Below are 13,447 nucleotides of genomic sequence, written 5' to 3'. Positions count from 1 at the left end.
CGCATGGTGCAACCTATCGAGGTGCTGCTGGTCGAGGACGACCCCGGCGATGCCCTCATGACCCGGGAGGCGTTCGCGGAGCACAAGGTCGGCAACCGCCTCCACGTGGTCTCCGACGGGGTCGAGGCCCTGCGCTTCCTCCGCCGGGAGGGCGAGTACGCCCAGGCTCCCCGGCCGCACCTCGTGCTGCTCGACCTCAATCTGCCCCGCAAGGACGGGCGCGAGGTCCTACAGGAGATCAAGCAGGACGAGGACCTGGCCCGCATCCCGGTCGTGGTGCTCACCACCTCCGAGGCGGAGGAGGACATCGTCCGCAGCTACCAGTTGCACGCCAACGCCTACGTGACCAAGCCCGTCGACTTCGACCAGTTCATCAAGGTGGTCCGCCAGATCGACGACTTCTTCGTGACCGTGGTGCGCCTGCCGCAGCGGTGAGGGGCGGCGGGGCGGGGGACCGGCCGCGCCCGCGGAGCCGGGCGGACTCCCGCGCACCCGGGCGGGTTCTGGACTACGGTTGGTCCCATGAGCCTGCCCGAACCCCGTGACTCCTCCGGGCCCTACCGCATCTGCGTGGTGTGCCTGGGCAACATCTGCCGCTCCCCCATGGCGGAGAAGATCCTCATCACCGACCTCGCGCGTGCCGGACTCGCCGACCGGGTCGAGGTGGACAGCGCGGGAACGGGAGACTGGCACATCGGCGCGGACATGGACCCCCGGGCCGCGTCCACCCTGCGCAAGTACGGCTACCCGACCGGACACGTCGCCCGCCAGTTCTCCCCCTCCTGGTTCGCCGAACGCGACCTGGTGCTGGCCATGGACACCGACAACCTGGACGACCTGGTCCGGCTCGCCCCCGACGCGGAGAGCCGGGAGCGGATCCGCCTGTTCCGCTCCTTCGCCCCCGGAGCGGGCCCCAACCCCGAGGTGCCCGACCCCTACTACGGGGGCGACGACGGCTTCGTCGCCGTGCTCACCATGATCGAGGCCGCGTCCAAAGGGCTCACCGGCGAACTCGCCCCGCTGTTCGGTCCGTGAGAGGGGAGGGCCTGTGCAGTCCGTCGCCGCCAGGGTCGCCGAACTGACCGGCCGTGAGGTCGCCGCCGTCACCGAGATGGGCAGCAGCCACAGGTGGCGGCTGTACCGGGCCGAACTGGCCGACGGGACGCCGCTCTTCGTCAAGGCGTTCCCCGACGGGGACCCGGGAGCGGACGGGCTCTTCCGCGCCGAGGCGCTGGGCCTGGACTGGCTGGGCCGCTCGTTCGGCTCCCCGGTGCCCGACGTGGCCGGGTGGGACGACCGCGCCCTGGTGCTGGCCTGGGTGGAGGAGCGCCCGCCCACTCCTGAGGCGGCCGAGCGCTTCGGCCACCAGCTCGCCGCCATGCACCTGGCGGGCGCCGACTCCTTCGGTGCGAGCTGGAACGGCTACATCGGCCCGCTGCCCATGGACAACACGCCGCGGTCGACGTGGCCGGAGTTCTACGCCGAGCAGCGGATCCTGCCCTACCTGCGCCGCGCCGCCGACCGGGGTGCCCTCACCCCGGCTGACGTGCGCCTGGTCGAGAAGGTGCTCGCCGCGATCGACGACCTGGCGGGCGATCCGGAGCCCCCCGCCCGCATCCACGGCGACCTGTGGAACGGCAACGTGCTGTGGCAGGACGACGGCGCGGTGGTGGTGGACCCGGCGGCCCACGGCGGCCACCGCGAGGCGGACCTGGCGATGCTGGCGCTGTTCGGGCTGCCGTACCTGGACCGGGTGCGCGACGCCTACAACGAGACCGCGCCGCTGGGCGCGGGCTGGCGGGCGCGGGTCCCCCTGCACCAACTGCATCCGCTGCTGGTGCACGTGTGCCTGTTCGGGGCGGCCTACCGCACCATGGTGCTGGAGACCGCCCGGGCCGCGCTGCGGGCGTGACCGGCCGCGACCGGGGATTAGCCACGGCACGGAGGCTGCTCTAGAGTCGGGGACGTGAACCGGCCACACCCCCCGCAACCGACTCCTGACCCGTGGGGCCGCCCGACCCAGCCCCCGACACCGACACCCCCCGGCACGCGGGGAAGTCCCGCGCCGTACCTCTTCCTCGCGTTCGTGCTGGCCGCCGCCCTGACCGTCGCGATCGTGGTGGTCGTGGTCTCGCTGGGCGGGAGGACCGGGTCGCAGGCCGCACCGCCCCCGTCCCCCGAGCAGCGGCCCGTCGACACCGCCACGCCCGAGCGGACCGCCGAGCCCACCGAGGACGACGAGAGCCTCATGCAGCAGGGCTGGCAGCGCGCCGACGTCCCCAAGTGGGGACTGGTCTACGAGGTCCCCGGCGAGGAGGGGTGGCGGATCGCCAACCCCGTGGAGGTGCACAGCTTCGAGGGCGACGACGGCACCGCCCTGGGCATGAGCGGCGTCTCCACCTACCTCGACTCCCCCTGCGCGGGCTGGGGCAGCCGGGCGCTGCTGGGCGCTCAGGGCATCACCGACGCCGAGGACACCGACACCGAGGAGATGGCCGAGGCGACCGCGCGGGCCTGGGCCTACTACGGCTACCGCAGCGACGGCGAGAAGCCCGAGGTGACGACGCGCTCGGTGGCGGAGTTCTCCGCCAACGGGCTGGAGGGCCACCACGCCGTCGTGGACGTCACCGTGCCGGGCAGCGACGGCGAGTGCGTTCCCGCCGAAGCGGTGGTGCACGCCGTGGTCGTCCCGGCGCAGGAGGACGAGGAAGGGCTGCGGGCCTTCGTCATGCTCCTGGACCAGGGGCTGCCCGACACCCTCGACGGGGAGACCGTCGGCACCATCCTCTCCACGCTGCGCGACGCCGACCACGAGGTCTGAGCACGGTCCGCACGGGAACGGCCCCGGTCGGCGTGCCGACCGGGGCCGTCAGGAGAGGGATCAGCCCTTCACGCTGCCCGCGAGCAGGCCGCGGACGAAGTACCGTTGCAGGGCGAAGAACACGATCAGCGGGACCACCATGGACACGAACGCACCGGCGGTGAGCCGCTGCCACTCGTTGCCCCTGGTGCCCGCCAGCTCGGCCAGCCGGACCGTCAACGGCGCGGTGGAGACGTCGCCGCCCGCGAAGATCAGCGCCACCAGCAGGTCGTTCCACACCCACAGGAACTGGAAGATCGCCAGCGACACCAGGGCGGGCACGATCAGCGGCAGCACCACCCGGCGGAACAGCACCCCGTGCCCGGCGCCGTCCACCCGCGCGGCCTCGAAGAGGCTGTGCGGCAGTTGTGAGATGAAGTTGTGCAGCAGGAAGATGCCGAGCGGAAGACCGAAGATCGTGTGCGCCACCCACACGTTGGTGAACGCGAACGCCCCCGGCAGGTCCCACGCCGGCAGCACCTGGACGTCGCCGATGGTCACCCCCTGGGAGAAGAACCGCAGCAGCGGCACCAGGGACATCTGGAGGGGGACGATCTGCAACGCGAAGACCCCGAGGAACACCCAGTCGCGGCCGGGGAAGTTCACCCAGGCCAGGGCGTAGGCGGCCAGGGCCGCCAGGACCACCACGAACACCGTGGACGGCACGGTGATCACGAAGGAGTTCACGAAGTAGCTGGCGAGCTGCCCCTGGTTGGCCGAGAACAGCACCTCGCGGTAGTTGTCCAGGGTCAGTTGCGGGTCGGTGAACATCGTCCACCAGCCGGTGGTCTTGATCTCCTGTTCGGGGCGGAACGAGGAGATGAACAGGCCGGCGGTGGGCAGCGTCCACAAGGCGGCGATGACGATCGCGACGAGGCTCGCCGTGGTGGTGGACAGCCGCTTGCGCACCCGGGCCGCGGCCGACTCGCGCGACCCGGGGCTGCCGGACGCGGCGGGGGACGCGACGCGGACGCCGGGGCCTCCGGATGCGGGGGCGACCGGAGAGGACGCGCGGCCCCCCTCCTCCTCGGCGGCCGAGGACTGCGTCGTGCTCATCGCTGCTCCTCCCTCAGACGTCGGTTGGTGCGCATCTGCACGATGACCAGCGGAATGACCAGGATGAACAGGAACACCGCGAGCGCCGAGCCCATGCCCAGCTCGCCGTAGCGGAACGCCTGGGCGTACATCTCGTTGGCGATGACGCTGGTCTCGTACTGGCCGCCGGTCATCGTGCGGACGATGTCGAACACCTTCAGGGTCTGCACCGAGATGGTGATCAGCACGACCGTCAGCGTCGGCCACACCGAGGGCAGTGTGATGTTCCAGAAGTGCGACCACACGCTGGTGCCGTCGATCCGAGCGGCTTCGATGATGTCGTCGGGGATGGCCTTGATCGCGGCGGAGAGCACCACCATCGCGAACCCGGCCTGCACCCAGATCAGCACCACGATCAGCAGCAGCGTGTTGAGCGGGGTCTCCAGCAGCCACAGCCGCGGTTCGCCGCCGAACCACACGATGAGCTGGTTGAGCAGGCCGATCTGGTCGGCCTCGGCCGGACGGTAGGCGTAGACGAACTTCCAGATGATGCTGGCACCGACGAACGAGATCGCCATCGGCATGAAGATCAGCGACTTGGCCACGGACTCGAACCGCCTGCGGTCGACCAGCAGCGCGTAGAACAGTCCGATCGCGGTGGCCAGCACCGGTCCGAACAGCACCCACAGCAGGGTGTTGCGGAGGACGACCAGGATCTCGGGCTGGGTGAACATCCGGACGTAGTTGTCCAGACCGACCCAGGACGTGCCCTGGCCGTTCATGAAGGACAGCAGGGTGGTACGGATGACCGGGTAGACCAGGCCCAGCAGGAGCAGGACCAGTGCGGGTGCCAGGAAGAGTGCGGCCTGCCACCACTCGGTCTTCGTCTTCTTGGGGCCGGCGTCCACGAAGAACAGCAGGACGCCGATGACGGCCAGGAAGCCCGCGACACCGATCACCAGCCACAGGAGCTTGGGGAGCTCTTCGACAAGGGAGAAACCCATTCCCGTCCTCTTCCGATCGGGTCGGTCCGGGGCCGGAGGGAACCAGCCCCGGACCAGCGGACTGTGTCAGGAAGACCAGGAGTTCTCGATGTAGTCGAGGGTGGCGTCGGTGTCCTCGCCGTTGATCCAGTTGACCATGCCTCGCCAGAACGTGCCGGCGCCCACCTCGGCGGGCATCAGGTCGCTTCCGTCGAAGCGGAACACGGTGTCGGGGTCGCGGAGGATCTCCGCGCCCAGGCGGTCGGTCGGTACCTCCAGAATCTCCAGGTCAAGGCCCTGGTGTGCGGAGAACCAGGCGCCTTCGGCGGCACGGTTGTTAGCGTACTCCGCGGTGGCCAGATATTCGCGGACCGCGACGACCTCGGGCCGGTCGGAGAACGCGCCGACGAACTCGCCGCCGCCCATGACGGGAGTCCCCTGCTCGGGGTTGATCGGCGGCAGGTTGAACGCGTACACGTCGCCGGTCTCCGAGACCTCGGTGCCCTCCGGCCACTGTGCGGCGTAGAAGGAGCCCATCAGGTACATGCCGCACTCGCCGTCCAGGATGGGCAGCCCGGCCTCCTGGAACGAGGTGATGGCGATGCTCTGCACGTTGCCGAAGCCGCCGTTGACGTAGTCCGGGTTGCGCAGGATCTCGTCGGCCCGGTCGAACGCGGCGGCGATCTTGGCGTCGTTGAACGGGATCTCGTGGTTGACCCACTGGTCGTAGACCTCGGGGCCGTTCTCGCGCAGGATGACGTTCTCGATCCAGTCGGTGGCCGGCCAGCCGGTGGCGTCACCGGACTCCAGGCCCGCGCACCAGGGCTTGACGCCGTCGTCCGCGATGGTGTCGCTCAGCTCGATCAGCTCGTCCCAGGTCTGCGGGACCTCGTATCCGTTGTCGGCGAAGAACGTGGGCGAGTACCAGACGAAGGACTTGAAGTTGGCGCCCAGGGGAGTGGCGTACAGTGTGCCGTCGATCGTGGCGTAGTCCAGCCAGTCCTGGCTCCACCCCTCCTCGGCCAGTTGCTGGACGCTCTCGGGGGCCGCGACCAGGTCGCCGGAGGCGGCGAAGCGCTCGAGCAGTCCGGGTTGCGGGAAGAAGGCGATGTCGGGCGCGTTGCCGCCGTCCACCTTCACCTGGACCTGGGCCTCGAACTCACCGCTGCCCTCGTACTGGATGTCGATGCCGGTGCAGTCGATGAACTTCTGCCACGAGCGCCTGAGGCGTTCGGCCTCCTCGTCGCGGATGGAGGCGTAGATGGAGACGCTTCCTCCGATGTCCTGCCACTGGGCGTAGGGCTCGCACTCCGGGGAGTCCGGGTCCGCGCCCGCCGACCCGCCGCCTCCGGACAGGTAGGCGCAGCCTCCGGTCAGCAGGACCAGGGAGAGTGTCGCGGCGATTGTGGTGCGCGGGTTAGGGAACTTGGGCATTCATGTACCTCCAGTACAGCCCGGTCATTGTGTGACCTGCTCCGTAGACATCCGATGCAAGTGGTTCTGTGTGTGAATGTCCACACATTTGGCCAATGACTGCCGTAACGGTTTTGTCACGTAGGAAGAGTCCCAGTTGGTAACGGATTGCCGAGATAGCGGACGGTTAGTGCCGTGATCGCTGAGAGTGAACAAGGTTGAGCGGGTTCGAGGCCCGCTCCGCCCCGGGACCGGCCGGTGCGAAACGCCGTTTCCGACGGCGGATCCGCAGCTCAGAGCGGGTCTGTACCCGGGGACGGCCGCGGGGGGCGCCTCCGGGGCCGGGGGGAGCGCCACCGGCTCCGCGGTCGGGGTTCCGGAAGGACCCCCAAGGACCTTTCGGCCTTTTCGGTGTACGGGGTGCATCTCCGATAATCGGACCATGAACACCGACCACGGCACCGGGCCGGACCTGCACGTCGCCCTCATCGGCTACGGCAGGGGCGGAGCGGTCTTCCACGCCCCGCTCATCGACGCCACCCCCGGACTCCGTCTGGCGGCCGTGGTCACCGCCGACCCCGGGCGCGGCGCGGCGGTCCGCGCCCGCTACCCGCACACCGAGGTCATCACCTCCGTCGACGAACTGTGGCGCCGCGTGGGCGAGTTCGAGATCGTGGTGGTCGCCACCCCCAACCGGACGCACGCCCCGCTGGCCCGCGCCGGGCTGGAGGCCGGGCTGGCAGTCGTCGTCGACAAGCCGTTCACCGTCACCGCCGCCGAAGCCCGGGCCCTGCGGGACGAGGCCGAACGCCGCGGCCAGGTCCTCACCGTGTTCCACAACCGGCGCTGGGACAGCGACTTCCTCACCCTGTGGTCGCTGGTCGAGGGGGGCGAACTGGGCCGCGTGCACCGGTTCGAGTCCCGGTTCGAGCGGTGGCGGCCCCGGGCCGGGGACACCTGGCGCGACAGCGGCTCCGTCGACGACGGCGCGGGCCTCCTCTACGACCTGGGGTCGCACCTCATCGACCAGGCGGTCAACCTCTTCGGCCCGGTGCGCACCGTCTACGCCGAACTGGAGTCGCTGCGCGGCGGCGCCGACGACGACACCTTCGTGGCCCTCACCCACACCAGCGGGGTCCGCTCCCACCTGTGGGCGAGCGCCCTGGCCGCCCAGAACGGACCGCGCTTCCGGGTCCTCGGCGACCGCGCCGCCTACACCGTGTACGGACTCGACGGGCAGGAGGAACGCCTGGGCGCGGGGGAGCGGCCCGGCGGAGCGGACTGGGGGGTCGAACCGGAGTCGGCGTGGGGGCGGCTCGGCGTGGCCGGAGACACCAAGGCCGTGCCCAGCCTCCGCGGCGACTACCCGGCCTTCTACGCGGGGGTGCGCAACGCCGTCGGCGAGGGCGAGCCGGTGCCCGTCGAGGTGCACGAGGTCGTCCACGGGCTCGACGTCATCGAGGCCGCGCTGCGCAGTGCCCGCACCGGCCAGGTGGTCGAGCTGCCGCGGGACTGAGGACCCCGCCGCCCGCTCCGGGGCGCGCCGCACCCCGGCGGTGCACTAGAAATGGAGGGGTGGCACAGGTACTCGTCATCGCGGACGATCTCATCGGCGCGGCCGCGACCGCCGCGCGCTTCGCCCGGGCCGGGCAGCGCGTCACCACGGTCGCCCCCGAGCACGTCACCCGCGCGGCCGAGGAGTACGACGTCGTCGTCGCCAACCTGGACAGTCGGCACATGCCGCCGGGCCAGGCCACCGACCTCGTCGCCGACGTGGTCGAGGCGGTGTGGCCGGTCGGCCTGGTGGTCAAGCGGTTCGACACCACGCTGCGCGGCAACCTCGGCGCGGAGACGGAGGCCGCCTGGGCGTCGGTGCGGGAGCGCTGCCCGCGGCACACGCGCCTGCGGGTGCTGCTGGTCCCCGCCTTCCCCGCAGCAGGCCGCACCACCGCCGACGGCGTGCAGCTCCTCGACGGCGTCCCGGTGGACCGGACCGAGGCGGCGCTCGACCCCCTCACCCCCACCGTCACCGCCGACGTCGCCGCGGCGTTCGCGCAGCAGAGCGACCTGGCGGTGCGCCGCGTCCCGGTCCGCCAGGTCACCCCCGAGCTGCTGGCCGCCGAACTCGCCGCCGGGGACGAACCGGTGGTGCTGTGCGACGCCCACACCGGCCCCTACCTGGTCGAACTGGCCGACGCGGCAGCCCGCGCCCACCGGGAGCACGGTGTGGTGTGGCTGACCGCCGACCCGGGGCCGTTCGGCGCGCTGCTGGCCGAGGCACTGCACCTGCACGGCCAGGGCAACGTCGCTGGGCCGCTGCTGGCCGTCGTCGGCAGCGTCACCGAACTGACCGGCCGCCAGCTCGACGCCGTCGCACGCACCGGGCCGGTGCACTTCGTCGACGCCGACCCCGCCGACCTGGCCGACGACGACGGCCAGGACAAGCTCTCCCGGGCCCTGGCCGACGCCCTCGCCGGCCACGTCTTCCCCGACGTGGTGGCGTTCCGGCTGCGGGTCGGCGCCGCCGAGGCCGCGGCGCTGCCCCTGCAACAGCGTCGCCTCCTGCCGGACCGGCTGGCCGAGGTGGTCGCCGCGGCCGTCGCCGACGCCCAGGGCGCCGGACCCGCGAACCTGCCCAGCGGCCTGTTCACCACCGGGGGCGACCTCACCTCGGCCGTGCTGGACGTGCTGGGCGTGCGGGCCTTCGACGTCGGAGGCGAGGCGCTGCCGCTGACCGTGTACGGCGTCCTCGTCGGCGGGGTGCTGGACGGTGTGCCGCTGGTCGCCAAGGGGGGACTGGTCGGCGACGACTCCGCCGTCGCCGAGTGCCTGGGACGGCTGCGCCGCGCCGTGCAGACGAGGCTGCGCACGGTGCGCGCGGAGGTGTTCGAGCACTTCCCGTTCACCGCGGGCAGCGAGCCGGGAGTGCCGGGGAGCCGGTAAATCCGTTGTGCTCCGGCGGAGGGGGCCGTAGCGTGCGGCAGCACGGCCTTCCGGTGCGAAGTCGACGGTTACTTCGGTTCATCTGGTTCAACTCCCAGAAACACCGCCACGGCGGTGCAGCCCGTCGGCGCCCTGGTCTCGGGAGGCCCGGCACGCACGGCGGAGTCCGGTGCGCCGGTGACGGGTACTTCCCGGAGCCGCCGAGGTCCTGGGCGTGTCCTGCCACTCCCAGGGCCGTACGGTTCCGAGGAATGCGCGGCCGCCGCCCCGGTACCGGGGTCCGCGGTCCCATGACCGCCGCCTTCCCGATCTCGGACTCCCCGGCGTGCCCTGGACTGTCCTTTCTGGGGCTATATGCACAGAAAATTCCTGGCGTCCGGAAAGTCCTCTCCGTTACTGTCAGGGCCGTGCGCCCCCGCCGGGCGGGGCGGCGTGCGCGGTGGGACGTCCGGTGCGCAGGCTGCGGATACTTCCCTCTCCAGGCGGAGACGCGGGTTCGAATCCCGTCGCCGGGACTCCTCCCGGCGTAGCTCAGCGGTCCAGAGCGCCGAAACTCCGCGGCCGTCCCGATCTCGGACGTCCCTCTCCGCACGCCGCCCCGCCCGGCGCTTCTCCCCCCTCCCCTCCCCGAGCGAGGTGCAGTATGGCCAAGTTCAACCGGGTCACGGCGACCACGATCGGGCGCAGTCCTGTCAGGTCCGAGGCCGTCGCCTCCGGCACGACCTACGAAGGAGCCCTCGGCCACGCGCGCGACGCGCGCTCCGAACTGTTCCTGCTCGCAGTGTCGAACATGGTGGGCGAGGGAACCTTCTACGAGAAGGCGCACGACCGCGACCGGCGCTACCGCGACCTGGTCGCCCGACTGGCCGTGGGCGACTTCGACTGGCTGCGCGGCCTGCTGCGCTGGCTGCGCAGCCACGTCGGCCTGCGCTCGGCGCCCCTGGTGGGCGCGCTGGAGGCGGTGCAGGCCCGCCTGGCCGCGGGGGAGCACGGCGGGAACCGGCAGCTCGTCGACTCGGTGCTGCTCCGTCCCGACGAGCCCGGCGAGGCGCTGGCCTACTGGACCGCGCACTACGGGAGGGCGGTGCCCAAGCCCGTCAAGCGCGGCGTCGCCGACGCCGTGGTCCGCCTCTACACCGAGCAGTCGCTGCTGAAGTACGACACCGACTCCCGGGCCTTCCGCTTCGGCGACGTCATCGAGCTGACCCACCCGAGGGCCGCCGACGCCCGGCAGGGCCTGCTGTTCCGGCACGCGCTGGACCGCAGGCACGGACGCGGCAAGCCGGTCCCCAAGGGGCTGGAGATGCTGCGCGCCCGGGCCGAGCTGACGTCGCTGCGTCCCGCGACGCGGCGCGCGCTGCTGCGCCGCGCGAACGCCGCCAGGAAGCTGGCGCAGGCCGGCATGATCTGGGAGTCCGTGGCGGGCTGGTTGCAGGGGCCGATGGACGCCGTCGCGTGGCGGGCCGTCCTGCCGTCCATGGGGTCCATGGCGCGGCTGCGCAACCTGCGCAACTTCGACCAGGCGGGGCTGAGCGACGAGAAGGCCGAGCGGGTGGCCAAGTACCTGGCCGACCCGGCGGAGGGGGCGCGCTCCCGCCAGTTGCCCATGCGCTACCTGTCCGCCTACCGCGCCGCCGGTCCGCGCTGGGCTGCGGCGCTGGAGCGGGCGTTGCAGGCGTCGCTGGCCAACGTGCCCCGACTGCCCGGACGCACGCTCGTCCTGGTGGACCGCTCCGGGTCGATGTTCTGCAACACCTCCGCGCAGTCCGCGCTGACCTGGGCGGACGCCGCAGCGGTGTTCGGGGCCGCGCTGGCGATGCGGGCCGAGCGGGCCGACCTGGTCGAGTTCGGCACCACCCACCGGCCGGTCCGGTTCCGCGCGGACGAGCCGCTGCTGCGGGTGGTCGAGCGGTTCGGCGAGCTGGGCGGCACCGACACCGCGCGGGCGGTCCGCGACAACTACCGTGGCCACGACCGCGTCGTGATCGTCACCGACGAGCAGGCCAGGGGCGGGGACCCCACGGCGGAGGTGCCCGGACGGGTGCCGGTGTACACCTGGAACCTGGTCGGCTACAGGTACGGCCACGGCCCGTCCGGCACCGGCAACCGGCACACCTTCGCCGGGCTGAGCGGGCCGCCGCGGCGTCCCCGGCGGCCCGCCCTGCACGGAGGTCAGCCCTCCGCGCAGGGCGGGGAGGCGTCGGCGCGCGCTGCGGCGGGATCCGCCCCGTTCCGCGCCGCCGGACCGGGCGCCAGCGGCAGCGTGGTCCGGCGGGAGAACCGCAGTTCGGCGAAGGCCCCGGCGGGGACGGCCGGGTTCTTCGGGTAGACCGGCGCCACCCGCCGGTAGGGGGAGCCGGGAGCGGGCCGCGGGTCGGGCTCGCCCCGGTTGGGCCACAGCGCCATGGCGCGCTCGGCCTGCGCGGTGATCGTCAGGGACGGGTTGACCCCCAGGTTCGCGGTGACGGCCGAGCCGTCCACCACGTGGATGCCGGGGTGCCCGTAGAGCCGGTGGTAGGGGTCGACGACCCCCTCGGCCGGGGTGGCCCCGATCGGACAGCCGCCCAGGAAGTGCGCGGTCAGCGGGATGTCGAAGATCTCGCTGACGCTGCTGCCGGGAAATCCGTCGATCTGCTCGGCCATCCGGGTGGCGAACTCCTGGGCGGCGGGGATCCAGGTCGGGGTGGGCGCGCCGTGGCCCTGCCGGGAGGTGAGCACCTGCCCGCCGAACAGCCCCCGCCTGGTGTAGGTGGTCAGCGAGTTGTCCAGCGACTGCATGACCAGGCCGATGATGGTCCGCTCCGACCAGTTGCGCACCGACAGGCTGCGCAGGAACACGGCGGGGTGCGCGACGGCGGCGCCGAGGAAGCGCAGCCAGCGCGGCACGCTGCCCCCGCCGGGGACCTGCATGGTGGTCAGCAGTCCCATCGCGTTGGAGCCCTTGCCGTAGCGGACCGGTTCGATGTGCGTGTGCGGGTCGGGGTGCATCGAGGAGGTGATCGCCACCCCCCTGGTGAAGTCCTGGGGCGGGCGCACCGCCTTGGTCATCGCGCCGACCAGGGACTCGGAGTTGGTGCGGGTGAGGGTGCCCAGTCGGGAGGAGATGCGGGGCAGCAGGCCCGAGTCGCGCATGGCGTGCAGCAGGCGCTGGGTGCCGTAGGTCCCGGCGGCGAGCACCACCTGGCGGGCGGTGAAGGTGCGGGCGTTGCGCCGGGTCCGGGGCGCCCCGGTGACCAGGGTGTCCACCGCGTACCCGCCGCCGTGCGAGGCGGGGCGCTCCCGCAGGCGCACCACGGTGGTCATGGGGTGGACCACCGCGCCGTTGCGTTCGGCGAAGTACAGGTAGTTCTCGGTGAGCATGTTCTTGGCGCCGTGCCGACAGCCGGTCATGCACTCGCCGCACTCCAGACAGGCGCGCCGCACCGGTCCCGCGCCGCCGAAGTAGGGGTCGCCGCCCGCCTCTCCGGGCGCGACGGGGCCCTCGGCCGCGCCGTCGCGCCCGTCGCCGAAGAAGACGCCCACCGGGGCCAGGCGGAAGGTCGAGCCGACCCCCATGGCCTCGGCGGCCTTGCGGAGCTGGACGTCGGCCGGGGTGACGGTGGGGTTGGTCCGCACCCCCAGCATGCGTCTGGCCTGGTCGTAGAAGGGGGCGAGCTCCTCGCGCCAGTCGGTGATGTCGCGCCACTGCGGGTCGTCGTAGAAGTCGTCCAGCGGCTCGTACAGGGTGTTGGCGTAGTTGAGGGAGCCGCCGCCCACGCCCGCCCCGGCCAGCACCATGACGTTGCGCAGCAGGTGGATGCGCTGGATACCGAACAGGCCCAGGCTGGGGGCCCACAGGAAGTTGCGCAGGTCCCAGGAGTTCTTCGGCAGGGTCTCGGGGGTGAAGCGGCGTCCGGCCTCCAGGACGCCGACCCGGTAGCCCTTCTCGGTCAGGCGCAGCGCGCTGACCGAGCCGCCGAACCCCGAGCCGACGACGATCACGTCGTAGTCGAACCGGTCGTCGTCCGCTGCGGCGGGGGTGTGTTCGTGGGGCATGGGTGACTCCCGGACAGGTACGGAGAGGATCGGATGCGTCGGCCGCGGGGGAGAGCGCCGCCCGGCGCGGAGCCAGTTCTTACTGGTCAGTAGAGGTGCTCTATGTAATACACCCTCCGCGCACGGGCGCAAGTCCCCGCAGGCAGCGGTGCGTGCTCCGGCGCCGGGAGCCCGGTCG

Annotated in this window: 10 protein-coding genes and 1 pseudogene; 7 read left to right on the top strand and 4 right to left on the bottom strand. The window is 72.1% G+C overall.

What is annotated here, in order from left to right:
- Nucleotides 1-3 precede the first annotated feature (3 nt).
- From AC529_RS16680 to AC529_RS16665, 4 genes are all read left to right on the top strand, one after another.
- Nucleotides 4-435 carry a response regulator gene (locus AC529_RS16680; RefSeq protein WP_068758331.1) on the top strand — a complete coding sequence of 144 codons (432 nt, stop codon included), beginning with the start codon at nt 4-6 and terminating at the stop codon, nt 433-435.
- Nucleotides 436-522: 87 nt separating this feature from the next.
- Nucleotides 523-1,035: a low molecular weight protein-tyrosine-phosphatase gene (locus AC529_RS16675; protein WP_068758288.1), complete on the top strand. Its 513-nt coding sequence runs from the start codon at nt 523-525 to the stop codon at nt 1,033-1,035.
- Between the two features lie 13 nt (nt 1,036-1,048).
- Nucleotides 1,049-1,912, top strand: coding sequence for a fructosamine kinase family protein (locus tag AC529_RS16670; RefSeq protein WP_068758287.1), 864 nt, complete (start codon nt 1,049-1,051; stop codon nt 1,910-1,912).
- 174 nt (nt 1,913-2,086) lie between these two features.
- Nucleotides 2,087-2,821, top strand: a complete 735-nt coding sequence (locus AC529_RS16665; RefSeq protein WP_068758286.1) for a hypothetical protein — start codon at nt 2,087-2,089, stop codon at nt 2,819-2,821.
- A 60-nt stretch (nt 2,822-2,881) separates the two neighbouring features.
- Here the strand turns inward: AC529_RS16665 and AC529_RS16660 are convergent, their stop codons facing one another.
- From AC529_RS16660 to AC529_RS16650, 3 genes are all read right to left on the bottom strand, one after another.
- Nucleotides 2,882-3,916 carry a carbohydrate ABC transporter permease gene (locus AC529_RS16660; RefSeq protein ID WP_068758285.1) on the bottom strand — a complete coding sequence of 345 codons (1,035 nt, stop codon included), beginning with the start codon at nt 3,914-3,916 and terminating at the stop codon, nt 2,882-2,884.
- Nucleotides 3,913-4,899: a carbohydrate ABC transporter permease gene (locus AC529_RS16655; RefSeq protein WP_068758284.1), complete on the bottom strand. Its 987-nt coding sequence runs from the start codon at nt 4,897-4,899 to the stop codon at nt 3,913-3,915. Before AC529_RS16655 ends, AC529_RS16660 begins: the two co-directional genes overlap by 4 nt.
- A 66-nt stretch (nt 4,900-4,965) precedes the next feature.
- Complete coding sequence (locus AC529_RS16650; protein ID WP_068758283.1) at nt 4,966-6,312, bottom strand: ABC transporter substrate-binding protein; 1,347 nt, start codon at nt 6,310-6,312, stop codon at nt 4,966-4,968.
- Between the two features lie 421 nt (nt 6,313-6,733).
- Here AC529_RS16650 and AC529_RS16645 point away from each other — a divergent pair, with 421 nt between their 5' ends.
- From AC529_RS16645 to AC529_RS19755, 3 genes and pseudogenes are all read left to right on the top strand, one after another.
- On the top strand, nt 6,734-7,807 hold the full coding sequence (locus AC529_RS16645) for a Gfo/Idh/MocA family oxidoreductase (protein ID WP_068758282.1): 1,074 nt from the start codon (nt 6,734-6,736) through the stop codon (nt 7,805-7,807).
- 59 nt (nt 7,808-7,866) lie between these two features.
- Nucleotides 7,867-9,234, top strand: coding sequence for a four-carbon acid sugar kinase family protein (locus tag AC529_RS16640; protein ID WP_068758281.1), 1,368 nt, complete (start codon nt 7,867-7,869; stop codon nt 9,232-9,234).
- Nucleotides 9,235-9,877: 643 nt separating this feature from the next.
- Nucleotides 9,878-10,849, top strand: a pseudogene (locus tag AC529_RS19755) (TROVE domain-containing protein); the annotation flags it as partial.
- Between the two features lie 557 nt (nt 10,850-11,406).
- Here the strand turns inward: AC529_RS19755 and AC529_RS16625 are convergent.
- Entirely contained in the window at nt 11,407-13,269 is a 1,863-nt protein-coding gene (locus tag AC529_RS16625; RefSeq protein ID WP_157080237.1) for a GMC oxidoreductase, read from the bottom strand.
- Nucleotides 13,270-13,447 lie beyond the last annotated feature (178 nt).

The sequence above is a fragment of the Thermobifida cellulosilytica TB100 genome (assembly GCF_001517975.1).
GTDB lineage: Bacteria > Actinomycetota > Actinomycetes > Streptosporangiales > Streptosporangiaceae > Thermobifida > Thermobifida cellulosilytica.
This window is presented reverse-complemented; position numbering and strand designations above follow the sequence as displayed.